Origin of the sequence: Amycolatopsis orientalis, from assembly GCF_000943515.2 — a bacterium.
Taxonomy (GTDB): Bacteria; Actinomycetota; Actinomycetes; order Mycobacteriales; family Pseudonocardiaceae; genus Amycolatopsis; species Amycolatopsis orientalis.
In genome coordinates, this window is the sequence record NZ_CP016174.1 from 4,579,770 (window position 1) to 4,603,001 (window position 23,232).

Consider the following 23,232-nt stretch of genomic DNA (forward strand, 5'->3'; position numbering starts at 1 on the left):
ATGGTCGCGGCATGAACGTCAACCGGATCCAGTTCCTCACCGTGCCGGTCGCGGATCAGGCGCGGGCGCGGGACTTCTACGTCGGCCCGAAGGGGGCGGAAACCGGGATCGTCCTGGTCGACCGCCCCGTCGGGGGACTCGATCACGACGCGCGCGTGCACTTCCAGCTGAGCACCACCGACGTCGACGCCGACATCGAGGAGCTTCGCGCCCAGGCCCTCGACGTCGGCGACGCCGAGGAGATGCCGTGGGGACGCGTGACCTCACTGAAGGACCCCGACAGTAACGCGATGGGGCTGCTCGAACCGTCGGGTTACGGCGACTGGCCGCGTTGATGCCGGTCAACGACGACGTCTTCGCCGCCCTCGCCAACCCGGCCCGGCGGGAGGTCCTCGGCATCCTCCTCGAAGGCCCGCGGGCGGCGGGGGACATCGCCGAACACTTCGACATGCGGCGGCCGAGCCTGTCGGAACACCTCCGGGTGTTGCGGGAAGCCGGGCTCGTCCGCGAAGAACGGCAGGGCCGCAACCGCGTCTACTCGCTCGAAGCCGCGCCGCTGCGAGAGGTGTCCGACTGGCTCTCGCCGTACGAGCGGTACTGGCGCGGCAAACTCGGCGCTCTGCGTCAGCTGCTGGACGAGGAGGAGTTCTGAACGGCGAAGATCCGACGGCCATCCACGTCGACCAGTTTGTCGGCCATCCGCCGCGCAAGGTGTGGCGCGCACTGACCGAACCGGATCTGCTGGAACGCTGGCTGTGGATGCCCAACGACATCAAACCCGTGGTGGGCCACCGGTTCGAACTGCTCGCGGATCCGGTCCCCGCGGCCGGGTTCGCGGGCGGGCCGGTCGCCTGCGAGGTGCTGGCCGTCGAGCCGGAGCGGTTGCTCAGCATCGCGTGGGGGGCAGAGTGGACGGTCACCTGGCGGCTGGAACCCGAGGGCAGGGGCACGCGGCTCTTCCTCAGTCACGAGGGCTTCGATCCCGACGACGAGTTCCAGCGGATGTCGCGCCGGATCATGGGCGGCGGCTGGCGCACCGGCGTCCCGAAGGCGCTGGCACGGGTGCTGGCCGAAATGCCGGACGAGTAGGCGACCTCGTCTCGTGAGTGGTACTGGGTAAGTGGCATCGCTGGTGCCGGGTGCGAACCCCGCGTTGATGAAGGAATTGGGACACTCAACGTCCCAATTCCTTCATCGTCGGCCTGCGCCATGACGAAGAGGTGCCCGACCTGCGCGATGCCGACTTTGCCGGGCCTCCTTCCTGCGTTCAGGGTAGGGAAGGAGGCCTTCACGGACCGGGCTGGGGATCGACCGCCGCCCACGTCGGTACTTAAGACACGGTTCTAACCGTCATTACCACTCACGAGACCGTGGCAGACCGGCTCTGGACATCGGGTCTAGGATCCCCGCTGTGACGGACGAGAAACCGCTCCGAGCCGATGCCCGCCGTAACCGGACCCGGGTGTTGGAGGCCGCGGAGCGCGTCTTCACCGCCAAGGGCACCAGCGCGCCGACCGAGGAGGTCGCCCGCGAGGCAGGCGTCGGGGTCGGCACGGTGTTCCGGCACTTCCCGACGAAGGAAGCCCTCCTGGAAGCAGTCCTCTTCGCGCGCCTCCTCCGCTTCGCCGACGAAGCGGAAGCCACGGTGGCCGAGGACTCGCCCGACCCGGGCACCGCGTTCTTCGGCTTCCTGACCGGCTGGATCGAGATGGCCGCCGCCAAGAACGCCTACTTCGAGGCCTTGGCGGCGGCCGGGGTCACCGTTCCGTCCGCCGGTTCGGTCATCGGTGTCCGGCTGAAGGACGCGCTTGGCGTGCTGCTCAGCCGCGCGCAGGACACCGGCGACGTCCGCAAGGACCTCATCGTCGACGAGCTGATCCCGGTGATCATCGGGACGGCGAAGGCGGCGGAATACGCTGGTCCCGAGCTGCGGACCCGGACGATCTGCATCCTCTTCGACGGTCTCCGGCCGCGTCAGGCGTAAGGATCCATCGACGGCCGCTTCGGCGCGAGCGCGTCGCCCGAGGACTCACCGCGCAACCTGCGCCTGATCCACGGCACAGCGTGTTCCTTGCCCCACTGGAGGTTCTCCGCGCGCCGAGCCTGCGCGCTCAGCACCGGCCGCGGTCCGAGTTCCGCGGGCGTGAGCTTGTGCGGTTCGCCGAGCGCGTCGAGTACCGCGATGGCGATCTCGTTGTGCCCCAACGAGTTCAGGTGCAGCCGGTCAGGTGCCCAGAGGCGCCTGTCCCGCAGTTGGCGCATCGCCCACATGTCCACGAGCAGTGCCCCGTGGCGGGCGGCGATACCGCGGACGTGCTCGTTGTAGATCGCGACGCGGCCCCGGATCCTGCGGAACAATGCGTCCTCGACACCGTCGACGCCGGTGAAGAGGACGACACGCGCCCCGGAAGCGACGACCTCGCCGACCGCGTCGTCGTACGCGTCCATGAGGGCGTCGATGTCGACCTTCGGCCGCATCAGGTCGTTACCACCGGCGTAGAACGTCACGAGGTCAGGGTTCAGCGCGAGCGCGGGCGAGAGCTGCTCAGCGAGAACCTGCCCGAGGAGCTTCCCCCGGATCGCGAGGTTGGCGTAGCGGAAACCGCTGTGGTTGCCCGCGAGCTGACCGGCGACGCGGTCGGCCCAGCCGCGGACGCCGTTGGGCGACGACGGGTCCTCGTCCCCGACCCCCTCGGTGAACGAATCCCCGAGACAGACTAAGCGGTTGGTCATCGGACGGCCCATGGGAGCTGTCCCTCGAAACGCGATGGCATACCCCGATGCTACCGAGCGCCCAGGCGCCCCTCGAAATGGGACCGGTGAGGTCATCGTCACGTGTACGGAAAGCGCTTTCCGAGAACGCGCCGCTGACCAGTGCCGCCGCGTTGTTGTGCCGCCCGGAGCAGTGATCCGTCGCACTTGCCAGCTTTTGGACGGACACTCGGGTCATTTCCGCCATCACCCGAACAAACCAGCGGATTCGTTGAACAGATGGCCATCCTTTCTCGTTCGGAACGGTTGACTCGACAGACCGCCCGAAAGGCGCATCCACAGTGACAGCATCGTTTCGGCTTTCCGCGTTGCAAGGACTGGCCACCGCCGACCGGATCCTGTTTCAGCGTTTCGGTTCCGGTGCCACGGTCACGCCTTCGTTCCGCCGGATCCACCACGCCATCGAAGATCAGGCGATCCGGTGTCCCACCGCGATCGCCGCGGAACACCTCGGCGGTCAGCTGACCTATCGGGAACTCGACGAGCGGGCCGATCGCCTCGCCGGCTGCTGATCGACCTCGGTGTCCGGCCCGGCGACCGGGTCGGCCTGTTCCTCACCCGTTCCCTGTCCATGGTCGTCGGAATTCTGGCCGTGCTCAAAGCCGGTGCCGCGTATGTGCCACAGGATGTCCGGATCACCCCGCCAAGGGTGCTGAGACAGATCGTCGGCACCGCGGGAATCCGCGTCGTACTCACCACGACCGCGCACGAACTGCCGGGCGGGCTGGGCACCGTCGTCCCCATTGACTCCATACCGGACAACGCCGCTCCACGAAAAGCCCGGTCCGGCGGGGAAACGGCGATGGTGATCTTCACCTCCGGCACCACCGGACAGCCGAACGGTGTCCAGGTCACCCACGCGAACCGGTGCAATGTTCTGCTCACCGAACCGGGCTCGCTGGGAATCCGGCCGGGGGACCGGGTCGGGCAGCTGCTGAACATCGCCTTCGACATGGCGGCCTGGGAAATCCTGGGGACGCTGTCCCACGGCGGAACGCTGGTCATCCGCGGTGAGGAGATCACCCGGATCGGCGAGATCACCGCCATCAACGGCGCGGAACTGCTCGAATCCGCCGGTGTCTCCGGTCCGGTCATCATGCTGGGCATCCTGGTGGTGGTGACCCTGGTGAACCTGATCGTCACCAGCGGATCGGCGCAGTGGGCCCTGATCGGCCCGGTGTTCGTGCCGATGCTGATGCTGCTCGACATCCCGCCCGAGACCACCCAGCCCCTCTACCGCATCGCGGACTCGTGCACCAACGCGATCACGCCGATGAGCCCGTACTTCGTGATGGCACTGGGCTTCCTCCAGCGGTACCGGCGTTCGGCCGGTATCGGCACGCTCTTCTCGATGACGGTGCCGCTGTCGTTCGCCCTGCTCGTGGTGTGGACGCTGCTGTTCTTCGTATTCTGGGTGTTCGGCATCCCGCTCGGCCCCGGCGCCCCCGTCCGCTGGAAAGGACCCCCTTGTCACCCACCGAATGGTCCCGTGCGGCTCTGCCCGCGATGCTCGACGACCTCAGGACGATCGTCGAACTGGAGACGCACAGCTACGACAAACCGATGCTCGACAAAGGACTCGACGCACTCCGCGCGTGGGTCTTCGAGCGGCTCGGCACACCCGGCGTCGAAGCCCGGCACACCGGCCCGGTCCGCGGTGACGTCCTCGAACTGACCTATCCGGGAACGACGCCGGGAACGGTGCTGCTGCTGAGCCACTACGACACGGTGTGGCCCACCGGCACCCTGGCCGGTTGGCCGTACACCGCCGAGGACGGACGGATCACCGGACCCGGCGCGTTCGACATGAAACTCGGTCTGGTGCAGTCGGTCTGGGCGCTGCGGGGCCTTCGCGAACTCGGACTTCCGCATCCGACGGTCAAGTTCCTCTTCAACGGCGACGAGGAGATCGGCAGCCCGTTTTCCCGGCCGCATGTCGAAGCCGCGAGCGAGGGGGCGCTCGCCACGCTCGTCTTCGAGGCGTCGCTGGACGGCAAGGTCAAGACCGCGCGGAAGGGCGTCGGCCTGTTCGACGTGGCCGTCACCGGTGTCGAGGCCCACGCGGGACTGGATCCGTACGCGGGTGCGAGCGCGATCCACGCGCTCGCCGAGATCGTCGGACGGCTCGCCGGCGCGGGCTCCCGCGAACACGGCACAACGGTCAACGTCGGCACCATCTCCGGTGGCACCGGGCGCAACGTGACAGCGGGCCGGGCGACCTGCGGCGTCGACGTCCGCGTCGCCGAACCGTCCGAAATGGACCGCATCGACACGGTGTTCGCGGAACTGGCCGCCGGTGATCCGCGGGTCACGGTTTCGGTCGACGGTAAGTGGAACCGTCCGCCGATGACCCCGAACGACCCGTCACGGGAGCTTTTCGTGAAGGCACGGACCGTCGCCGCCGGACACGGCTGGGAACTGGAGGAGACCGCCGTGGGCGGCGCGAGCGACGGCAACTTCGTGTCCGCCCTGGGCCGTCCGGTGCTCGACGGGCTCGGCGCGGTCGGCGGCGGTGCCCACGCCCGCGACGAACACGTGCTCGTCGCGCACATTCCGGAAAGGACGTCGCTGACGATCGGGCTGATCGCCGCGCTCGGCTGAACGACGCGCGTCATTCGTCGGTGTCCGGCGCGTTCTCGCGTCCTTCACGGGTGTAGAGCAGGAGAAACGCCAGGATGCCCGCGATACCGGCGACGACGCAGACGTTGTCGGCGACATCGGTGCCGAACGCCGTCACGATCGGCCCGGAGCCGACGAGGATGCCGAGTGCCTGCCCGGCGACGACCACGAAGCCGCCGAGGAGGAACGCGAACAGGCAGATGCGGGTCGCGCCAAGCAGTATCCGGTACACGGTGATCACGCTCCAGGCAGCCACAGCACGCCGACGGCCATGAGCACGCCGAACAGCAGGGTGGGCAGCAGGTAGTAGAGGACGACCGGGACGAAGATCCGCACCGGGTTGATCTCGGCGATGCCGGCGGCGACGTACAGCGGTGCCGCGCCGGGCGGTGAGCATCCCTCCGACGACGCCCACACGAGGATGGCGGCGAAGGCGACGTGCGGAGGGATGCCGGCGGCGGTCAGCGCGGCGAACGCCACCGGGCCCACGGCCGCGACCGTGGACGTCGTGTTGAGCGGCCCCGCGACGAGCACGATGACGACGCCGACCACGGTGGCGGCCACCAGCGGGGAGACTCCGGTGAGCCCTTCCAGGTAGGGCTTGAGCTGGTCGTCGAGACCGAGTGTCTTCAGCACGTCCGACGCGGCGAACGCGGAGATCATCGTGACCCCGACCAGGCCGAGCTTGGGCCCGACGGCGCCGAACAGCTCCCACCACTGTGCGCGGCCCTTCGGCAGCACCTTGCGCTCGACGAGCAGGCCGACCAGCAGCATGACGATCGGCAGCCAGATGAGCAGCGGGATCGCGTCGGGCGCGTCGATGCCGACGCGGATCGAGACGAAGTCCGCGGTCGGCGGGGCGGTGAGCAGGATCGGGACGGCGATCGAGCCGAGTACGACCAGCGACGGCCAGCCGACCTTGAACGAGGTGCGCAAGGGATGGATGTCCTGTGGCTCCATCGCCTGCACGCCACGGCGTTTCACGATCACGTAGGCCATGATCAGCCGCATCCCCACCATCCACGCACCGGTGACGAAGATGGTCGCGACGATGTCACCCGCACTGAGCACCGGCAGCACGGTCGGCGCGGCCAGGAGGATGAAGAACGCGCCGCTGAAGGGGAAAGTGGCGCCGACCCCGGCGTTCCCGGACAGCACGAGGGCCGCTGTCTCACCGCTGGCCTTGGACCGCTTCATCCACGGAATGGTGATCGAGCCGACGGTGGCGACGATCGCGGCGCCGTTGTGGGCGACCGCGCCGAACAGCCCGGAGGCGACGGTCGCGGCGTAGGCCGAGCCACCTCGGCGGCGGCCGAGGAACGAGCTGAGGATGTCGACCATCCGCTGCACCAGTCCGGTCCTGGTGAGCAGTTCGCTGACGAAGACGAACGCCAGCGCGGCGAAGGTGATCTCGGACTTGAGCCCGTCGAGCAGGCTTTCCCAGGCGACGGTGAAGAAGTCCATGCCCGCGAACGCGGCGGTGACGAGAAAGCCGATCACCATCGCTTCGCCGATGTTGCGTTTGAAGACCGCGTTCCACACGACGATGGCGGCGATGAACGCGACCAGCGCCAGGATCGCGTTCATCCGCGGGCCCGGGGTGAGGAGTACATGACGGGGAACCTCCGGTGACGTCGTTGGCAGAGAGGGGGAATCAGTCGGTGACGAGGCCGGCGTCGCGGTAGGCGGCCTTCGCCTCCGGGCCGGAGAGAAACCGCAGCAGATCCGCGGCTTCGGGCGGGGCCGCGCGGCCGAGCGCGGCCGAAAGCTCGCTGTAGTGCTGCGCGCAGTCGGGGAGCGGGCCGACGATCCGGACCTGCGGGACGAACTTCAGCTCACTGATCTGCTGGACGGCGAGATCGGCGCGGCCATCGGTGACGGCGAGGGCGGTGAAGCCCTTCTCCACGACGGTGGCCCGCGCGTTCACCTCGTCGGCGATACCCAGGTCCTCGATCAGCCGGGCGAAGTGGATCCCGCTCGCGCCGCTGCGGGAGTAGGCGACCGACCGTGCCGACGTGAGGGCCGTGCGGAGGGCGTCGACCGTGCCGATGTCGGGGCTGTCGAGTTCCGGCGCGGTGGCGATGCCGATACCGCTTCTCGCCAGCACCACCCGGGAATCGGGGCTCACCGCGCCGGCTGTCGCCAGTTCGGTGAAGGCGCCGGACACGGCGATCACGACGTCGGGCTTGGCGCCTTCGCCGATCTTCCGGACGAGGATCGTGGTGGGATCGAACGTGACCTCGACATCGACGGCGTACTTCTTCGTGAACGCGTGCAGCAGCACGTCGTCGAGTGCCTTCTTGACGGAGAGGGCACTGAAAAGGGTGATCACGGGGTGTCCCTTCGAGCGGGCGGGGAGTGGAGGGCGTCGCGCTGACGATCGGTCAGCGGGCGGGTGGCGAGGCCGCGCAGGAGCAGGAAGATCTCCGCGGTGTGCTCGAGTTCTTCGAGCGCGTCCAACGCGGTGTCGAGGTTCGACCCGGCGACCACCGGACCGTGGTTGGCGAGCAGCAGCGCCGGATGGCCGGAGGCGGCGCGAGCGATCGGCTCGGCGGCGCCGGGATCTCCCGGCGGGTGGTAGGGGAGCAGCGGGAGGCGACCGACGCGCATCGCGAAATACGCGGTCAGCGGTGGGATCGCGTCGTCCGGATCGAGACCGTCCAAACACGACACGGCCGCGGAATACGTCGAGTGGGTGTGCACGACGGCGTTCGCGGACGGACGCTCCCGCAGCATGGTCGCGTGGAAGAAGGCCTCCTTCGACGGCGGCGGTCCCGCGAGGTGGTTTCCGTCCGCGTCGACGACCGACAGATCTCCGGGCCGCATGGTGCCGAGGCAGGCCCCGGTCGGCGTGACGAGGATCTGGTCGCCGTAGCGCAGCGAGAGGTTGCCCGTGCGGCCGTGGGTGAGTCCTCGGTCGTAGAGGGAGCGTGCCGCGGCGATGACACGTTCGCGGTGGAGCCGGTCGGTACTCATACGACCGCCTCGGACACGGTCGCGAGGAGGTCCGGTCCGCCGAAGTTGCCCGACTTGAGCAACAGGACGGGACGTCCCTCGCCCACGGGGTGGATCCACGGCACGCCGGGTGCCGCCTCCGCTCCGATGACGCCGCCGCGGACGCCGAGCGCGGTGACGATGGCGCCGGAGGTCTCGCCGCCCGCCGCGACGAGACGCCGGACGCCGCGTCCGGCGAGGCCGACGGCGATGAGGCCGGTCGCCTTCTCGAGGATCCCGGCCGAGCGCTCGACCCCCAGTGCTTCCTGGATGCGCTTGAGATCCGCCGGGCTCGACGACGAGTAGATCACCGGTCCGCCGTTGTCGGTCAAGGAGTCGTACCAGGTGAGGGCCTCCGCGGCGAGCAGGTCGGGATCGGGCGTGGTCACCGGGTCGAGCCGGTATGCGGGGCGGCCGAGCCGCCGCAGGACGGCGATCTGCTCCAGGGTGCGCGCCGAGCAGCTGCCCGACAGCACCACGGCCGGCCCGGTGGGCGTCCCGACGTCGGAGGCGGCGGGCGTGGCGGATCCTCGCGTGGCGGCGAGCCCGGTCGCGAGACCTGCGGCACCGGCGACGAGCGGCGACCCAGCCGCGACTCGGCCCAGCAGGCGCAGGTCCTCCTCGGTGAGCGCGTCGACGAGGACGTAGCCGCTTTCGCCCTCGACCACTTCGCGCACCGCGGTCTCACCCCGCCGGACGACGTCGTGCGTGACGAGGGCGACCGGTGCGGAGGTCTGCGCCCGCAGCAGCCGGGGCAAGTACGAGTCCGTCATCGGGGTCGAGGGGTGGTCTCGCATCGGGGATTCCGCCAGCAGGGTGTCGCCGACGAACAGGTGGCCCTGGTACTGCGTGCGCCCGTGCTTCGGCGAACTCGGCGTCGTCACGACGGCACCGGGACCCAGGGCCCGCGAGAGCGCGTCGAGAACCGGGCCGATGTTGCCGCGCGGTGTCGAGTCGAAGGTGGAGCAGTACTTGAAATAGAGCTGGTCCGCTCCCCGGTTCCGCAGCCACCGCAACGCTTCCAGGGACGACGAGACGGCGTCCTCGGCCGGGATCGAACGGCTCTTGAGGGCGATCACGACGGCATCGTGCGGTGGCGGCACCTCGGTTTCGGGCGGGACACCGAAGAAGAGGAGGGTCCGCAGCCCGCCGCGGCGGAAGGCGACGGCGACGTCGGTCGCGCCGGTGAAATCGTCGGCGATCGCGCCGAGCACCCCGGTCATCCCCCGATCACCGCCTTCAACCTCGCCGCGGCGCTGCGCGGCCCGGACACGACGGGCAGGCCGAGCGCCGCCGACAGCTCGTCCGCGGCCGGGGCGAGGGAGTACTGGGCGAGCAGGATCAGGTCTCGGTCACCGGCCTTCGCCCGACAGGTTTCGACGAGCCTGTCCGGGGCGAGCACCCCGCCGACCTCGACGGCGATTCCCTGGTCGCGTGCCGCCTGTTCGAAACGGGTCGTCGAGTCACGCAGAGCCGAGGCCAGTGAGGCGACCACGAGGATCCTCCGGCAGCCGCTGGAAAGCGCGTCGTCGAAGGCGGCCTCGTCCGGCGCCAGGAGCGGGACCGGGGCGTCGACCTGCTTGGTGACCGCGCCGTAGAGCGAACACGTGAGCAGCACACCGTCGGCGCCGCCGGTGACGGCGTAGTCGATCAGGCGGCGCATCCGGCCGTCCAACGCGGGGGTGCGGCCGTCCTCGCCGACGTCGGCCAGCAGCCGGTCGTCGAGGATGTTCCACGGCCGGGCCCGCGGGAATCCCGTCGCCAGCGCGTCGACGGCGGGCGGGATCGCGGCCGGTGTCGCACTGATCAAGGCGATACGCACGCTCATCGGACCTGCTCCTTGATCCAGCCCAGGCCCGCTTCGGTGCCGGCCGCGGGGCCGTACTCGCAGCCGATCCAGCCGTCGTAGCCTCCGGCCTTCAGGGTGTCGAAGACATCGGTCCACGGGATGCCGCCGGTACCGGGTTCCGCCCGGCCGGGTGAGTCGGCGATCTGCACATGGGCTGTCCGGGGCAGAAACTCCCGCAGTGCCGCGACGACGTCCTCCTCGTCGATGGAGGCGTGGTAGACGTCGAAGAGCAGGCCCACGTGGTCCTCGCCGATCGCGTCGGCGACCGCCGCCGCGTGCGCCTGGTCGTCGAGGATGAACCCGGGCGCGTCCTGTTTGTTCTGCGCTTCCAGCAGCAATCGGACGCCGCTTCCGCGCGCCTGGTCCGCCGCCCACGCGATGTTCGCGACGTACTGCGCGAACGCGCGATCGCGGGAGACGCCGTCCGGCCGGATCCCGGCGGGCAGGTGCAGGAAAGAACTGCCCAGTGCGACGGCGTACTCCAGGCCGAGTTCCACCCCCGCGCGGAACTCGGCCGAACGGCCGGGCAGGCAGGCGTACCCGAGTCGTTCGGGGGAGCCGGGTTCGCCGGTGGGGGAGTTGACGAGGACCTGGGTCAACCCCGCGTCGGCGAGACGGCGGACGAGCGTGGCGGCGGGGAAGGGGTACGGCGAGGCGTACTCGACGGCGGTGAAGCCGGCCGCGGCCGCCGCGTCGAAGCGCTGTTCAAAGGGGAGTTCCGTGAACAGCCACTTGAGGTTGGCGTCCAGCCGGAGTCCATTGTGGAGGATCATCGGCGCTCCAGTGCGGCGTGGCCGGGATTGACGAGGTTGGCGGGCACCCGCCCCTGGAGGGCGTCGATCACCTGCTGGGCGGCCATCAGGCTGGAGCGGCTTCGCGCCTGTTCCGTCGCGGCCCCGATATGCGCGGTGACCACCACGTTGTCGAGCCGTCGCAGCCTGCTGTCGAGCGGCATGGGTTCCTCCGCGAGCACGTCCAGGGCCGCTCCCGCCAACGCGCCGTTCTCCAGCGCGTCGGCGAGGGCGGCCTCGTCCACCACCTCTCCGCGAGCGGTGTTGATCAGGAAAGCGCCGGGCTTGACCTTCCGCAGCGCGGACGCGTCGATCAGGTGACGGGTGGAGTCGTCGAGGAAGATGTGCAGGCTGAGGAAATCGGCCTCCGCCAGCACTTCGTCGAAGGTGTGGGCCTGCACGCCGGTCTCCGCCAGGAAGTCGTTGTCCGGATACGGATCGTGGGCGACGACCCGCATTCCCAGCGCCAGCGCCAGCCGGGCGACGGTCTTGCCGATCGAGCCGAGCCCGATCAGGCCGAGGACCGCACCGTCGAGTTCGCGGCCGCTGCGCTGCTCCCATCGGCCGGCCCGGACGCTCGCGATGTTCTGCGGGATGAGGCGGGCGCAGTTGAGCATGAGCGCCAGGACATGCTCGGCGACCGACCGGCGGTTCGCGCCGGGGGTGAACGTGACGGCGATGCCGCAGCGGTTCGCCGCGGCGAGATCGATGTTGTCGTACCCGACGCCGCAGCGGCCGAACACCTTGAGCCGGGGCGCGGACTCGATGACGTCGGCGGTGAAGGCGTCGGTACCCGCGACGATCCCGTCGGCGTCGCGGACGAGATCGGCCAGGGGAGTGCCTGACGTCTGGCGCTGCGCGGGGGTGGTGAAGACGGTGTCGAAACCCGCGTCCGAGAGCAGCCTGTCGACCTCACCTCCGGGCTTCAGATACGAGGTCGTCACGAGTACGCGCATGGTCATCCGGTTCGTTTCTCCTGTTCGAAGCAGCCTGATGCAAATACTATAGGATTGATGTCAATAGTATAGCGAGGCAAGATCAAGGCTCTCCGGTACGCGGGATATCGTGATGCGACTAAGGAGGGACACATGGCTTCCCCGCGGAGGTCCGGACGGCAGCCGCTCGCCGACCGGATGTACGAGGTGCTGCTGGGTCAGTTCACCGACGGCCGATGGTCCGCGGGTGAACCGGTCAACATCGGTGCGCTGTCACGGGAACTCGACGTCAGCCAGACTCCCCTTCGGGAGGCGCTGGCGCGGCTGGAGCACACGGGGCTCGTTCGCCGCGAGGCGCTCAAGGGCTATCGGGTGGCCCCGCTGCTCACCGAGTTCGAGCTGATCAAACTGATGGACGCCCGCCTGGTCCTCGAACCCGCCCTCGCCTACGAAGCCGCCCGCCGGACGACACCGGAGTTTCTCGAAGAGGTCCTGGAGAGCGTCGACGACCTCGCGCGCGCGGCCACCTCGCCGGACACCGAGGTCTTCAGCGCGTACTGGACGATCGACGAACGGTTCCACCTGCTCATCGCCGCCCAGGCGGACAACCCGTTCCTCGAAAAGGCGTACCGGTCACTCGGCGGCCAGGTCCAGCGGTTCCGGTTCTTCGCGAAACTCGGCTCGGCCAGGGGAGCGCCGGGGCTGGCGGCGGAGGAGCACCGCGCTGTCTACGAGGCATTGGCGGCGGGGGAGGCCGATGAAGCGGCCGCGCGGATGCGTCGGCATATCGAAAACGCTAAGCAGCGGGTCTTGGAGGACCGGAAGTCGGTCGAAGCGGCGGAACTCCCGGCAGCTCACTGATCCCCTTTAAGTGTATAACGGCCTATACGGCAGGCCGTTTTATGAGTGGTGATGACGGGTTTCAACCGTCATCACCACTCACGACTACAACAAAGCAAAGAAGAAGGTTCGGATGTCCTCGGCCAGCAGCTCCGGGACCTCCATCGCGGCGAAGTGACCGCCGCGATCGAACTCCGACCAGTGTGTGACGTTGTACAGCCGCTCGGCCAGTGGTCGCACGGATTGCGTGATGTCGTGGGGAAACACCGCCACGCCGAGTGGCACCGGGCATGCGGCTATTCCGCGCGGAGCGTCGCGGTGCAGTCGTGCGGACGACGCCGCGGTGGCGGTCAGCCAGTACAGCGAGATGTCGGTGAGCATCCGGTCGTCGCTGATCGGCGAACGGGGATCCGTCCACTGCGCGAAGCGCTCGGCGATCCAGGCCAGCTGGCCGACCGGTGAGTCGGTCAGCGCATAGCCGATCGTCTGTGGGGTGGCGGCTTGCAGTGCCTGGTACGGCGGGCGGTTCGCCATCAGCCGCTGGACCTTGTCGAGGCGGGCTTCGTCCTCTTCGGACAGTTCGACCCCGGCGTCCGGATCCGGCCGGATCGGCAGATAGTTGACGTGCACCCCGAGGACCCGGTCGGGGGCCACCGCGCCGAGTGCCGTCGAGATGCCCGAGCCGAAGTCGCCGCCCTGTGCGCCGTAGCGGTCGTATCCGAGGCGGCGCATCAGTTCGGCCCAGGCCCGTGCGATCCGCGTGATGTCCCAGCCGCGTTCGTGGGTCGTCCCGGAGAAGCCGTACCCCGGGATGGACGGGATCACCAGGTGGAAGTCGCGGGAGAGCGGCCCGATGACGTCGAGGAACTCCAGGAACGATCCGGGCCAGCCGTGGGTGAGGATCAGCGCGAGCGCGTCCGGGTTCGCGGACCGGACGTGGACGAAGTGGATGTTCTGGCCTTCGATCTCGGTGGTGAAGTGAGGAAGCTCGTTGAGCTGGGCTTCGTGGGCGCGCCAGTCGTAGCCGGTTCTCCAGTACTCGGCCAGTTCTTTGAGGCGGCCCAGCGGGAACCCGTAGTCCCAGCCGGCGTCGGCGACCTCGTTCGGCCAGCGGGTGCGGGCGAGCCGGTCGTGGAGGTCGTCGAGGTCGGCTTGGGGGATGTCGACGCGGAAAGGCTTGATCATGGTCTCGGGCTCCCTGGTTTTTTATTCGGCGCCTAAACGTTCAGTCACCTAACGTTTGGCGCCCAAACGATACCGCAATCGTTCGGGCGCCCAACGATTCGTTAGACTCGTCACATGGAGAACCCTTCGGAAGAGACGCGCCCCCGGTGGCAGGGCCTGCCCAGCTGGCTGCTCACGCAGTCCGCGAACCACGCGCATCGCCTGGTGACCGAGGGTTTCTCCGCCGTCCACGCGCGGGGCTACCACTACCGCGTGCTGGCGACGCTGGAGGAGTTCGGACCGGCCAGCCAGGCCGCGCTGGGCCGCCGCAGCGGCATCCACGTCAGCGAGATGGTCGCGACGATCAACGAGCTCGCCGAGCGCGAACTGGTCGAGCGTGCCCCGGATCCCGCGGATCGGCGGCGGAACGTCATCTCGCTGACCGCCGCGGGAAAACGGCAGTTGCGGCGGCTGGAGAAGCAGCTCGCGGAGCGTCAGGACGAGCTGCTGGCACCGCTGTCACCCGGGGAGCGGGAGCGGTTCGCCGAGCTGCTGGCGAAGTTGCTGGACCACCACGACCGGCGCGCCGGTGCCCCTGAGACCTGGCCGGGCTAGAAACCTTGGACGGCCGCGAGGAAGGCTTGGCGGGCGTCGGAAGTGCTGTGCTGGGGCCAGAGTGCCTGAAGGGGTACGTGGACCGGCGGCTGTAGCTCCTTGACCTGGACCGCTCCGCCTGCCGCCGGTCCGGGTGAGGCGGTCACGAAGGCGACGCCGTGGGTGTCGAGTACGGCGGTGACCGGCGGTGTGCCCTGGATGGGGTTGCGGTGGACGCGGGGCTCGAATCCGGCGTCACGGCAGAGGTTGACGAGCAGGTCGGTGTAGCCGGACCGGCCGGGGTGTCCCCAGACGGTGATCTCTTCGCCTTCGAGGTCGTTCAGCCGGACTTCGGCGCGATCGGCGAGCGGGTGTGCCGCGGCTACGGCGATGGTGAGCCGTTGCCGGATCAGGGTGGTGCCGATCAGGCCGTGTGCGGGGGTGAGTGCCCGGGCGAGGCCGAGGTCGAGCTGTCCGCCGAGGAGTTGCGCGGTGAGTTCGTCGGGGTAGCGCTGGTTGACGTCGATGATCAGTTCGGGGTCGGTCTGGTGTTCGCGCAGCAGGGCGGTGACCTCGTCGCCGGTGACGGCGGGGGTGTGGCCGATGCGGAGGCGTTCGGCTTCGCCCCGGCCGATGCGGCGGGCGCGCCGGACGGCGGAGTCGGCGATGCCGTGCAGGAGGCGGGCGTCGGCGATCAGTGCCTGTCCGGCGGGGAGGACGGTGACCCCGGTGGCGCTCCGCTCGAGCAGGGGGACGCCGACTTCCCGCTCGAGCGTGCGCACCGAGGTCGACAGCGCCTGCTGGCTCAGGTGCAGCCGGGTCGCCGCGCGGGTGAAGCTGCCTTCTTCGGCGACGGCGATGAGGTGGTTCAGCTTGTACAGGTCCAGGCCCACCCCGGGGTTTCCCTTCGTGTCCGGTCTACGGCGTCATGGACAGCGTATGGGGGTGGCGGTGGTCAGCGTGTGGTGTAGCCACCGTTCGGGAACAGGGTCTGGCCGGTGAACCAGGTGCCTTCGGTGGCCAGGAATCGGATGATGGGCACGATGTCCTCGATCTCGGTGAGTCGTCCGCCCATGGCCTGGGACTTGTGGAATTCGACCCGCTCGGGGGTTTCCTGCGGGTAGAAGAACGGGGTGTCCATCGGGCCGGGGGCGACGACGTTGACGGAGATGCCGCGGTCGGCGAATTCCTTGGCGGCGGCCCGGGTGAAGTGTTCGAGTGGGGCCTTGCCGCCGGCGTAGGTGGCGTAGCCGTCGGTGAAGGCGGCGAGCAGTGAGGTGCCGAGGCTGATGATCTTGCCGTGGTCGGAGAGTCGTCGTCCGGCTTCCTGGATGAAGAAGTAGGCCGCTTTCGCGTTGATCGCGAACATGCGGTCGTAGTCCTCTTCGGTGGTTTCGAGGATGGGTTTGCGCAGGACCATGCCGGTGGTGTTGACGGCGATGTCGGCGCGGCCGAAGGTGTCGACGGCGGTGTCGAAGAGGCGGCGGACGTCGGCGACGCGGGTGAGGTCGCCTTGGACGGCGATGGCTTCGGAACCTGTGCCGTGGATGGTTTCGATGGTCTTTTCGGCGTCGGCCGCGGCGGCGTCGCCGTGGTAGTGGACGACGATCTTCGCGCCTGCCGCGGCGAGGGTGGTGGCGAGGAGCCCACCGAGGTTCTTCGCGCCGCCGGCGATGACCGCCACTGATCCGTCGAGGTTCTGTTCGCTCATGGTTTCGACCGTAGGAGCCGGGGGCGGGCGCTGGGAAACACAAGATCCGGGTGGGGTCACAAGCGGGGGTTGTGGGCTTTCCCACGTGTTCTGACGTGCCAATATCCGTGATCGAACGGCGGGATCACCCGGGATTGTGGACACTCGGTGCCGTGCTCCGAGAAGTCGATGATCTTGATCAGCCCGCCGGTCCTCCTGTGGTGCCCGAGTCCGGGCGTGCGGCGCGTGTGTTCGAGAGAGTGCTCGATCGGCTGGCGGGGGCGCCGTATCCGAAGGCGATCCTGCTCTACCTGGTGATCCGTACGGCCAGTGTCCAGTTGCTGGATCTGCTGGCCGCGCGCCGGGGCATGACGTTGACCGATCGGCTGACGGCGTGGGACGGGCAGTGGTATCTGCGGCTGGCGGTGCATGGGTACGCGGATCTGCCGGGGACGCTGGACGCGGCGCGGCAGCCGTATTCGGATGCGCCGATGGCGTTCTTCCCGCTGTATCCGAAGCTCGTCGGGATGGTGATGTGGCTCGGGGTGGACGTCGTCGTGGCGGCGCTGACGGTGTCGGTGCTGGCGGGTGCGGTGCTGGCGTGCGGGTTGATCCGGATCGGGCGGGCGGTGTCGTCGGCGCAAGGTGATCGGACCGGGTTGCTGCTGGTGGCGTTGTGGGCCGGGGCGCCGATGGCGATCGCGTTCTCGATGGCTTACACGGAGGCGTTGTTCTGCGCGTTCGCGGTGTGGGCGCTGGTGGGGGTGCTGGAGCGGCGGTGGTGGCTGGCCGGGCTGTGCGCCTTCGGGGCCGGGTTGTCGAGGTCGACGGCGGTGGTGCTGGTCGGGGTGGTGGTCGTCGCGGCGTTGATCGCGGTTTTCCGGCGGGCCGATGAGCGGTGGCCCGCGTTGGCGGCCGCCGTGGTGGCGCCGCTGGGGGTGGCGGGGTATCTGGGGTTCGTCGCGTACCGGACGGGTAGCTGGACGGGATGGCAGGACATCGAGTTGCGGGGGTGGAACACCGAGTTCGATTTCGGGGTGGAGACCTGGGAGTCGGTGCTGGCCCGGCTGACCGCGGACGAGTCGGTGTTCAGCACGCTGACGGTGTTGATGCTGCTGGGGGCGGTGGCGCTGGCGGTGGTGGCGGTGGTGTTGCGGGTGCCGTGGCCGTTGACGCTCTACGGGGTCGGTGTGCTGGCGCTGGCGATCGGTACGCGGGGGTTGCCGGACGCGAAGATGCGGTTCATCCTGCCGGCGTTCCCGGTGCTGATCCCGATCGCGATCGGGTTGGCGAAGCGGCGGACGGGGACGGCGGTGGCGGCGGCTGTGGCGTGGGTGGTGCTGGGGGCGTGGTTCTCGGCGCACGCGCTGACGGCGTGGCGGTACGCGATCTAGGTCGCGTACTGGCCTGCTTGGCGGGTCCGGTGGTCGGCGACGTGGACCCTGGTCGCGCAGCGGGTGGAGCAGAACCGGCGGCGTCCGTTGCGGGAGGTGTCGACGTAGACGGTGTCGCAGCCTTCGCGGGAGCAGACGCCGAAGCGGTCCGGGGCGTCGCAGACGAGGTGGGCGAGTCCTCCGGCGGTGTAGGCGCGGACTCGGCCGACGGTGCCCGCTTGTGCGTCGACGTAGTGCAGGTGGGGTGCTTTGCCGTCGTGGGTGGAGATGTAGGGCTTGGAGGCGGAGTCGCGGAGGAGCGCGTTGACGAGGTCGACGCGGGCGGTGGGGCCGGCTTCGAAGACGCGGCGGAGTCTTCTGGTCCAGGTGATGATCTCGGTCGCTTCGTGCTCTTGGACGGCGGCGACCGTCATGCGGTCTTTGAAGATCTCGGTCAGTTCGGCCGGTCCGGCGGCGTCGCCCAGGTTGATCAGGGCGGTGGCGATCTGGGCGGCCTCGCCTCCGTAAGGGTTGAAGTGCATTAGGTCATTACAGCACGATCGGGGTATGGAAGAGAACAGCTGTCCGCGGTGTGGTTGGCCGCTCGCCGAATTGCCCGGATGCACGACGAAGTCCCAGCGGATGTCGCAGGGGAGGCTCGACTATCTCCGGTGCCTGTGCGGGAGCTGGCTCACGCGGGTCGACGGTGTGGTGATCGGGGCGACGAGGTCCCAGCTGGGGCGGGCTCAGCTCTGACGGTGACGCGCGTCGGCGAGAAGTTGCGCGAGCGCGTGCACGGGGGAGGTCTCCAGCTTGTGCCGGTGGGCGTCGTACCGGTCGCGGGTGGTGCGGATGTCCGCGTGGCCCAGCAGGTCCTGGACCTTCTGGACCGGGACGTCGTTGGCCAGCAGCAGGGTTCCGGTGGTCCGCCGCGCGGTGTGCGGGGAGATCGTGTTGGCTTCGGCGAGTCCGGCGGCGCGGGCCTGTGCCCGCAGGAGGAACCAGACATCACGCTGTGCCAACGGTTTCCCGCCGGGTTTGGTGCTGTCGTAGGGGTGGGGCATGGTCGCGAGCAGCGGGCCGGTGAGTTCGTCGGGGCGGACGCCGGTGCGGGCGGCGCGCAGGTCGAGGTAGCGGCGGAGCGGATGCTGGGCGGCGGGGACGAGCGGGACGAAGTCGCGGTGGCCGCCTTTGGCGGTGTAGCGCAGGATCGTGTGCCCGGCGTCGGTGTCGAGGTCGCGCACGGTGGCGGTGGTCAGGCCGGAGACGCGCAGTCCGGTGTAGAACAGGATCGCGACGACGGCGGCGTCGCGCCAGGACGGTTCGGTGTCGTTGGCGCGGGCCCGGTTCTCCATGTGGTTGAGCAGTTTCGCCGTCGCCTCGCCGCCGAGCGCGGGCAGCGGCGGGGTCTTGCCGGTCTTGGGCCGGTTGACCGCGGAGACCGGGTTGCGGTCGGCGACGTCGTTGGACTGCAGGTACCGGTACCAGCTGGAGATGCCGGCGAGGGTGCGGGCGACGGTGGAGTCGGCGGCGGGCCGGGGGAGGCCGTCGCGGCCGGTGACGGTGAGGGTGTTCTTCCAGGCGTCGACGTCGGCGCGGCGTGCGGTCAGCGGGTCGAGGCCGGTGCGGGCGCACCAGCCGAGCCAGGCGGAGAGGTCGGCGTAGTAGGCGCGGCGGGTGTGGTCGGTCTTGTCGGTCTCGAGCCAGAGTGTGGTGATGTGCCGGATCGCGTACCGGTCGAGGGGATCGGCCGGGGGGAGGGCGGGCAGCAGCGCGACGGCTTCGGCGAGGACCTGCCGCCGGTTCTCGGCCCTGGTCTCCGGTAGCCGGGTGGCAGGTGCTTCCGGCGCGGTGGGCACGAGTTCGGCGGACATCGTGATCATCCTAACGCAACTCGCCGGGTCGCGAAGGTGAAGTCGGGCAGTCCGAACCTGGTTTTCTTTCCGCTATTGACAGGATCGTAAGCCGCCCCATATTTTCTGCTCGTCACGTTGATGACTACTGGGGATTGGGGGAAGCTCAATGAAGGCTGTTCGTTTCTTCACGCGTTCGATGCTGCGTAGTATGCGCAGCAAGGAGTCGGGCTGGTTGATCTACTACATGGATTACTGAGCCTGAGTGTTTTGCGGTTGCGGCGGCGGTCTCTGATCGCCGCCGCAACCGTCTTTTTCTGGGGGAAGTCATGCACACAGTCGTCGACGGCGTCCCGGGTGGCTTGATGGCCGATCCCCTGCGTCATCTCCTGACGTGGGACCGGGCCGGGAAACCGCCGGTGGTGCTGTTCGAACCAGGTCGGTACCTGGTGTCCGACGCGGAGATCGTCCGTACGGTTCTCGCGAGTACGACGGAGCCTTTCGAGGCTCGCGCGGCCACACTGGGGGCCGCCTCGGACTGGATCCCGGGTTCGCCGAAGAGCCGTCCGGTGAACGCGGCCATCGCGCGGGAACTGGACACCGTGCTGCGGTCGTTGCCGAAGGAGCGGATCGCGGAGGAGCTGGCGGCCGCGATGGGCGGCGAGGTCTGGCCCACGGCGGTCTCGGATCTGTACCTGCGGTTGTTCGGTGAACGGCTGCTGCCCGACCTCACCCCGTCGGCTCGCAAGGCGCTGAACCGCGCGCTGGCGTTCTCGAATCGGCGTGACCGGGACAAATCCGCCGTTCTCGCGCTTCGTCGTCGCATCGCGCACAGCCGGGCGGAGGCCGCGCTCCACCGATGGGCGTCGGATCGGGACGGAGACACGGGTTTCCAGAAGGCCATCCACGACACGGTCGGGTCGATGGACGACGTGGCGCTGATGCTGCACGGTCTCATCGGGGCGATCTGCCGGGCGACCGCGATGGTCATCTCGTGGTGTGTGCTGCTCGACAGCGGCTGGCGGCTCGGGATGCCGGCCGGTGCGACGCTGACCAGGGCAGAGCCGCGCGACCCGGTGGAGGACCGGGTGCGTGAGGCGCTGCGGCTGTGGCCGACGGCCTGGCTGATGTCCCGGAAGGTCACCACCCCGGTCGAGGTCGGCGGGGGGGCGCTGTCACCGGGCGAGCGGCTTTATCTGTGCACTTTCCTCCTGCACCGTGATCCGAGGGTGTGGAATGACGCGGACGAGTACCTGCCGTCGCGCTGGGAAAATCCGCCCGAGGGGTATAAAGCGGTCTATCTTCCCTATGGTTTCGGGGCGGCCGCTTGTGTCGGTTCGCGTTTCGTGAACCAGGCGACCGCGCGGGTCCTGGAATGCTGGAGTGAATTGCCGGCCGCGAAAATCGAGCTGCGGAAAGAGAATCCGGTGATGGGGCCGATTCTGGCCCCACCCGAATTCCGATTCGTCCAGGATCAGGTGTAGTAGCCCGCCACCGGCACCCGGGCCTCGTCGAACAGCGCCGGGCCTTCCAGGCGTACGGCCGGCGCGGTGGACGGCGGTTTGAGCGCGGTGACCTGCTCACCGGACAGGGCGAACACGACCCGTCCCAGGCTGGAACGTTCGATGGCGCCCTGGCACATCCCGCACGGCTGGCAGCTGGTGTACATCGTCGTCGCGGCCGCGACGGCGGGTTCCAGTTCGCGCGCGGCCCAGACGGCGAGTTTCAGTTCCGGGTGCAGGCTGATGTCCGATTGGGACACCGTGGTGTTGTGCTCCTCGGCCAGCACCGTGCCGTCGGGCCCGACGAGCAGCGACCCGAAGGGCGGGTCGCCGTCGGCGCGGGACTTCGCGGCCAGTTCGATGGCGCGGCGGAGGAACTTCTCGTCCTCTTCGGTCATGATCGCTCCTTTTCGGACCGGTAGTGGCCCAGTTCCCAGTGTGCGGCGACGGTCGCCAGTGCCTGCCAGGCGGCTTCCGGTCGCCGGGTCTCTTCGGGGTCGCCGGAGAACGGGTCGAGCACGACCGTCTCGGCGCCGAGGTGGCGGAGCCGGTCGAGGTCGTCGACGATCTGCTCGATCGTGCCTTCCCCGGCGGCCCGGTCCGGGCCGGTGACCGGCCGGTCGGTGATGTTCAGCAGGATCCGCGGGGTGAACGCGGGGACGGGACGGCCCTGGCCGTCGGCGATGGCCTTGACCCGGGTGAGCGCCTCGGTGAGCCAGGGGAGGGTGGCCCGCAGCGGATGCCAGGCGTCGCCGACCCGGACGGCGCGGCGGATCCCGGCGTCGCTGTTGCCGCCGACCCAGATCGGGATGTCGCCCGCGCGGTAGTCGGTGTCGTTCGCCCAGGCGTCCCGGACGGCGTCGAGGTGGTCGTCGGTCAGCCGTCCCCGTTTCTCGAACGGGACGTCGAGCGCCGCGAACTCCTGGCGGGCCCATCCGGACGCGACGCCGAGCACGAGCCGTCCGCCGCTGAGCTGGTTGAGGTTCGCGGCCATCCGCGCGATCAGCAGCGGATGCCGGTACGGGACGATGAGCACGGTGGTGCCGAGCCGGATCCTGGTCGTCCCCCCCGCGAGCCACGACAGTGTCGTGAACGGTTCGTAGAACGGCGCCGGGTACTGCTCGGCGACGTCGGGGGTGATCGCGACGTGGTCGGACACCATGAGCAGGTCGTAGCCGAGGCCTTCGACCGTGGTGGCCCAGCCGCGGAGGGTTCCCGGGTCGGTCCCCGGGCCGAAATTCGGGACGTTGACGCCTATTCGCACCGGGCAAGGCTATCGGCGCCGGTCACCGGCCGGGAAGAGATCTTTCCCGGCGTATCGCGGCTCGCGCCGTGGATCTGCCGGTAATCTGGCCGGATGACCGAGACTCTCGACGCGACGGACTGGGCCATCCTCGTGGAGCTCCAGAAGGACGGCCGTCTCCCGCTGACCGAGCTGGGGAAACGGGTCAGTCTGAGCGCGTCGGCGACGACGGAACGGGTGAAGCGGCTGGAGTCGGCCGGGGTGATCACCGGATACCGCGCGGACGTCGACCTCGAGAAGGCCGGGTACGTGGTGCTCGCGGTGGTGCGGCTGAAGTACCCCGGCAGCAAGCACGCCCCGCTGCACAAGCTGCTGGCCGAGCGGACCGAGATCCTCGAATGCCTCCGCACCACCGGTGACGACTGCTATTCGCTGAAGGTCGCGGCGCCGTCGATGGGGCGGCTGGAGGAGATCGTCAACGAACTGGCGCTGTTCGGGAGCACGAACACCAACATCGTCTACAACCAGACGCTGCGCTACCGGGGACCGCAGGGTCCGTGACCGAGCCGGTCACGGACCCTGCGGGGCTCAGCCCTGGCCCGCCGTCTCCCACAGGCCCATGACGTTGCCTTCGGTGTCCCGGAAGTAGGCCGAGAAGCCCATCTCGCCGACCGCGGTCCGCCCGACCAGGGTCGAACCGCCCTGCTTCTCGATGACAGCGAGTGTGTCGTCGATACTGCCGACGTCGAGCACGATCACCGGCCCCTCGGCGGGGCCGAGGCCCTTCGCCAGCATCCCGCCGTTGATGAAGCCCGGTTCCGAGGGCATGCCGGTGTCGCCGGTCGGGCCGGAGGAGACCATCGTGTAGTCCATCCCGGGCATCGCGTCGGCCTTCCAGCCGAAGACCTCGCGGTAGAAGCCTCGTGCGCGCTCGCCGTCTTCGAACGGAATCTCGAAGTGCACGACCCGTCCGGTCATCGTCATCAACTCCTGTCGTGGCAGCGGTTTCGAAC

28 protein-coding genes and 1 pseudogene are annotated in these 23,232 nt (G+C 69.1%); 12 read left to right on the forward strand and 17 right to left on the reverse strand.

The annotated features are described in order from the left end of the window. Nucleotides 1-11 precede the first annotated feature (11 nt). The 4 genes from SD37_RS20015 to SD37_RS20030 all read left to right on the forward strand — a co-directional run bounded on the left by SD37_RS20015 (nucleotide 12) and on the right by SD37_RS20030 (nucleotide 1,984). Nucleotides 12-335: a VOC family protein gene (locus SD37_RS20015; RefSeq protein WP_044853320.1), complete on the forward strand. Its 324-nt coding sequence runs from the start codon at nucleotides 12-14 to the stop codon at nucleotides 333-335. Continuing rightward, nucleotides 335-652, forward strand: a complete 318-nt coding sequence (locus SD37_RS20020) for a metalloregulator ArsR/SmtB family transcription factor (protein WP_044853321.1) — start codon at nucleotides 335-337, stop codon at nucleotides 650-652. The genes SD37_RS20015 and SD37_RS20020 overlap by 1 nt, the downstream gene beginning before the upstream one ends. Before the next feature lie 20 nt (nucleotides 653-672). Beyond that, nucleotides 673-1,089: an SRPBCC family protein gene (locus tag SD37_RS20025; protein ID WP_083255020.1), complete on the forward strand. Its 417-nt coding sequence runs from the start codon at nucleotides 673-675 to the stop codon at nucleotides 1,087-1,089. A gap of 322 nt (nucleotides 1,090-1,411) precedes the next feature. After that, a complete protein-coding gene (locus SD37_RS20030) occupies nucleotides 1,412-1,984 on the forward strand; it encodes a TetR/AcrR family transcriptional regulator (protein ID WP_044853323.1) in 573 nt (190 codons plus the stop codon). Here SD37_RS20030 and SD37_RS20035 read toward each other — a convergent pair. Then, nucleotides 1,975-2,733: an SGNH/GDSL hydrolase family protein gene (locus SD37_RS20035; RefSeq protein ID WP_044853487.1), complete on the reverse strand. Its 759-nt coding sequence runs from the start codon at nucleotides 2,731-2,733 to the stop codon at nucleotides 1,975-1,977. The two genes, SD37_RS20030 and SD37_RS20035, sit on opposite strands and share 10 nt — an antisense overlap. A 320-nt stretch (nucleotides 2,734-3,053) precedes the next feature. On the opposite strand from SD37_RS20035, the gene SD37_RS43825 reads away from it, so the two are divergent. The 3 genes and pseudogenes from SD37_RS43825 (at nucleotide 3,054) to SD37_RS20045 (ending at nucleotide 5,373) form a co-directional block, all read left to right on the forward strand. Beyond that, on the forward strand, nucleotides 3,054-3,284 hold the full coding sequence (locus SD37_RS43825; RefSeq protein ID WP_236725426.1) for a hypothetical protein: 231 nt from the start codon (nucleotides 3,054-3,056) through the stop codon (nucleotides 3,282-3,284). Next, nucleotides 3,194-4,225: pseudogene (locus SD37_RS44315) on the forward strand (AbgT family transporter); the annotation flags it as partial. The gene SD37_RS43825 and the pseudogene SD37_RS44315, both read left to right, overlap by 91 nt. Nucleotides 4,226-4,278: 53 nt before the next feature. Beyond that, nucleotides 4,279-5,373, forward strand: coding sequence for a M20 family metallopeptidase (locus SD37_RS20045; protein WP_044853488.1), 1,095 nt, complete (start codon nucleotides 4,279-4,281; stop codon nucleotides 5,371-5,373). Nucleotides 5,374-5,383: 10 nt separating this feature from the next. Here the strand turns inward: SD37_RS20045 and SD37_RS20050 are convergent, their stop codons facing one another. The 8 genes from SD37_RS20050 to SD37_RS20085 all read right to left on the reverse strand — a co-directional run bounded on the left by SD37_RS20050 (nucleotide 5,384) and on the right by SD37_RS20085 (nucleotide 11,987). Continuing rightward, the gene (locus tag SD37_RS20050; protein ID WP_044853489.1) at nucleotides 5,384-5,623 is read right to left on the reverse strand and encodes a hypothetical protein; all 240 of its coding nucleotides are present in this window, start codon (nucleotides 5,621-5,623) and stop codon (nucleotides 5,384-5,386) included. 5 nt (nucleotides 5,624-5,628) lie between these two features. Continuing rightward, nucleotides 5,629-6,978 (reverse strand): SLC13 family permease, encoded by a 1,350-nt coding sequence (locus SD37_RS20055; RefSeq protein ID WP_044853324.1) that lies wholly within the window; start codon nucleotides 6,976-6,978, stop codon nucleotides 5,629-5,631. A 67-nt stretch (nucleotides 6,979-7,045) separates the two neighbouring features. After that, the gene (locus tag SD37_RS20060; protein WP_044853325.1) at nucleotides 7,046-7,723 is read right to left on the reverse strand and encodes a molybdate ABC transporter substrate-binding protein; all 678 of its coding nucleotides are present in this window, start codon (nucleotides 7,721-7,723) and stop codon (nucleotides 7,046-7,048) included. Further along, nucleotides 7,720-8,367: a 3-oxo-tetronate 4-phosphate decarboxylase gene (gene otnC / locus SD37_RS20065; protein WP_044853326.1), complete on the reverse strand. Its 648-nt coding sequence runs from the start codon at nucleotides 8,365-8,367 to the stop codon at nucleotides 7,720-7,722. The genes SD37_RS20060 and otnC overlap by 4 nt, the downstream gene beginning before the upstream one ends. Next, nucleotides 8,364-9,608 (reverse strand): 3-oxo-tetronate kinase, encoded by a 1,245-nt coding sequence (gene otnK / locus SD37_RS20070; protein ID WP_044853327.1) that lies wholly within the window; start codon nucleotides 9,606-9,608, stop codon nucleotides 8,364-8,366. The genes otnC and otnK overlap by 4 nt, the downstream gene beginning before the upstream one ends. Then, nucleotides 9,605-10,213, reverse strand: a complete 609-nt coding sequence (locus SD37_RS20075) for a hypothetical protein (protein WP_044853328.1) — start codon at nucleotides 10,211-10,213, stop codon at nucleotides 9,605-9,607. The genes otnK and SD37_RS20075 overlap by 4 nt, the downstream gene beginning before the upstream one ends. Continuing rightward, the gene (locus tag SD37_RS20080) at nucleotides 10,210-11,007 is read right to left on the reverse strand and encodes a hydroxypyruvate isomerase family protein (protein ID WP_044853329.1); all 798 of its coding nucleotides are present in this window, start codon (nucleotides 11,005-11,007) and stop codon (nucleotides 10,210-10,212) included. The genes SD37_RS20075 and SD37_RS20080 overlap by 4 nt, the downstream gene beginning before the upstream one ends. Continuing rightward, nucleotides 11,004-11,987, reverse strand: coding sequence for a phosphoglycerate dehydrogenase (locus tag SD37_RS20085; protein ID WP_044853330.1), 984 nt, complete (start codon nucleotides 11,985-11,987; stop codon nucleotides 11,004-11,006). The genes SD37_RS20080 and SD37_RS20085 overlap by 4 nt, the downstream gene beginning before the upstream one ends. Nucleotides 11,988-12,113: 126 nt before the next feature. On the opposite strand from SD37_RS20085, the gene SD37_RS20090 reads away from it, so the two are divergent. After that, a complete protein-coding gene (locus SD37_RS20090) occupies nucleotides 12,114-12,821 on the forward strand; it encodes a GntR family transcriptional regulator (RefSeq protein ID WP_044853331.1) in 708 nt (235 codons plus the stop codon). An 84-nt stretch (nucleotides 12,822-12,905) separates the two neighbouring features. Here SD37_RS20090 and SD37_RS20095 read toward each other — a convergent pair whose 3' ends face one another. Continuing rightward, nucleotides 12,906-13,985: an epoxide hydrolase family protein gene (locus SD37_RS20095; protein ID WP_044853332.1), complete on the reverse strand. Its 1,080-nt coding sequence runs from the start codon at nucleotides 13,983-13,985 to the stop codon at nucleotides 12,906-12,908. Nucleotides 13,986-14,099: 114 nt separating this feature from the next. On the opposite strand from SD37_RS20095, the gene SD37_RS20100 reads away from it, so the two are divergent. Then, the gene (locus SD37_RS20100) at nucleotides 14,100-14,579 is read left to right on the forward strand and encodes a MarR family winged helix-turn-helix transcriptional regulator (RefSeq protein ID WP_044853333.1); all 480 of its coding nucleotides are present in this window, start codon (nucleotides 14,100-14,102) and stop codon (nucleotides 14,577-14,579) included. Here the strand turns inward: SD37_RS20100 and SD37_RS20105 are convergent. Beyond that, nucleotides 14,576-15,451, reverse strand: coding sequence for a LysR family transcriptional regulator (locus SD37_RS20105; RefSeq protein WP_044853334.1), 876 nt, complete (start codon nucleotides 15,449-15,451; stop codon nucleotides 14,576-14,578). The genes SD37_RS20100 and SD37_RS20105 overlap by 4 nt on opposite strands. A gap of 62 nt (nucleotides 15,452-15,513) precedes the next feature. Then, on the reverse strand, nucleotides 15,514-16,269 hold the full coding sequence (locus SD37_RS20110) for an SDR family oxidoreductase (protein ID WP_044853335.1): 756 nt from the start codon (nucleotides 16,267-16,269) through the stop codon (nucleotides 15,514-15,516). Nucleotides 16,270-16,421: 152 nt separating this feature from the next. On the opposite strand from SD37_RS20110, the gene SD37_RS20115 reads away from it, so the two are divergent. After that, nucleotides 16,422-17,642 (forward strand): glycosyltransferase 87 family protein, encoded by a 1,221-nt coding sequence (locus SD37_RS20115; RefSeq protein WP_236725427.1) that lies wholly within the window; start codon nucleotides 16,422-16,424, stop codon nucleotides 17,640-17,642. On the opposite strand, the gene SD37_RS20120 is transcribed toward SD37_RS20115, so the two are convergent. After that, nucleotides 17,639-18,163, reverse strand: a complete 525-nt coding sequence (locus SD37_RS20120) for a CGNR zinc finger domain-containing protein (RefSeq protein WP_044853337.1) — start codon at nucleotides 18,161-18,163, stop codon at nucleotides 17,639-17,641. The two genes, SD37_RS20115 and SD37_RS20120, sit on opposite strands and share 4 nt — an antisense overlap. A gap of 204 nt (nucleotides 18,164-18,367) precedes the next feature. Further along, nucleotides 18,368-19,495, reverse strand: a complete 1,128-nt coding sequence (locus SD37_RS20130) for a tyrosine-type recombinase/integrase (RefSeq protein ID WP_167369652.1) — start codon at nucleotides 19,493-19,495, stop codon at nucleotides 18,368-18,370. Nucleotides 19,496-19,803: 308 nt separating this feature from the next. Here SD37_RS20130 and SD37_RS20135 point away from each other — a divergent pair, with 308 nt between their 5' ends. After that, entirely contained in the window at nucleotides 19,804-20,958 is a 1,155-nt protein-coding gene (locus tag SD37_RS20135) for a cytochrome P450 (RefSeq protein ID WP_065912895.1), read from the forward strand. On the opposite strand, the gene SD37_RS20140 is transcribed toward SD37_RS20135, so the two are convergent. Both SD37_RS20140 and SD37_RS20145 read right to left on the reverse strand, forming a co-directional pair. Then, complete coding sequence (locus SD37_RS20140; protein ID WP_037312284.1) at nucleotides 20,949-21,374, reverse strand: nucleoside deaminase; 426 nt, start codon at nucleotides 21,372-21,374, stop codon at nucleotides 20,949-20,951. The two genes, SD37_RS20135 and SD37_RS20140, sit on opposite strands and share 10 nt — an antisense overlap. Continuing rightward, entirely contained in the window at nucleotides 21,371-22,240 is an 870-nt protein-coding gene (locus SD37_RS20145; RefSeq protein ID WP_065912896.1) for an LLM class flavin-dependent oxidoreductase, read from the reverse strand. Before SD37_RS20145 ends, SD37_RS20140 begins: the two co-directional genes overlap by 4 nt. 93 nt (nucleotides 22,241-22,333) lie before the next feature. On the opposite strand from SD37_RS20145, the gene SD37_RS20150 reads away from it, so the two are divergent. Then, nucleotides 22,334-22,780, forward strand: coding sequence for an Lrp/AsnC family transcriptional regulator (locus SD37_RS20150; RefSeq protein ID WP_044853341.1), 447 nt, complete (start codon nucleotides 22,334-22,336; stop codon nucleotides 22,778-22,780). A gap of 27 nt (nucleotides 22,781-22,807) precedes the next feature. On the opposite strand, the gene SD37_RS20155 is transcribed toward SD37_RS20150, so the two are convergent. After that, a complete protein-coding gene (locus SD37_RS20155; protein ID WP_044853491.1) occupies nucleotides 22,808-23,197 on the reverse strand; it encodes a VOC family protein in 390 nt (129 codons plus the stop codon). Nucleotides 23,198-23,232 lie beyond the last annotated feature (35 nt).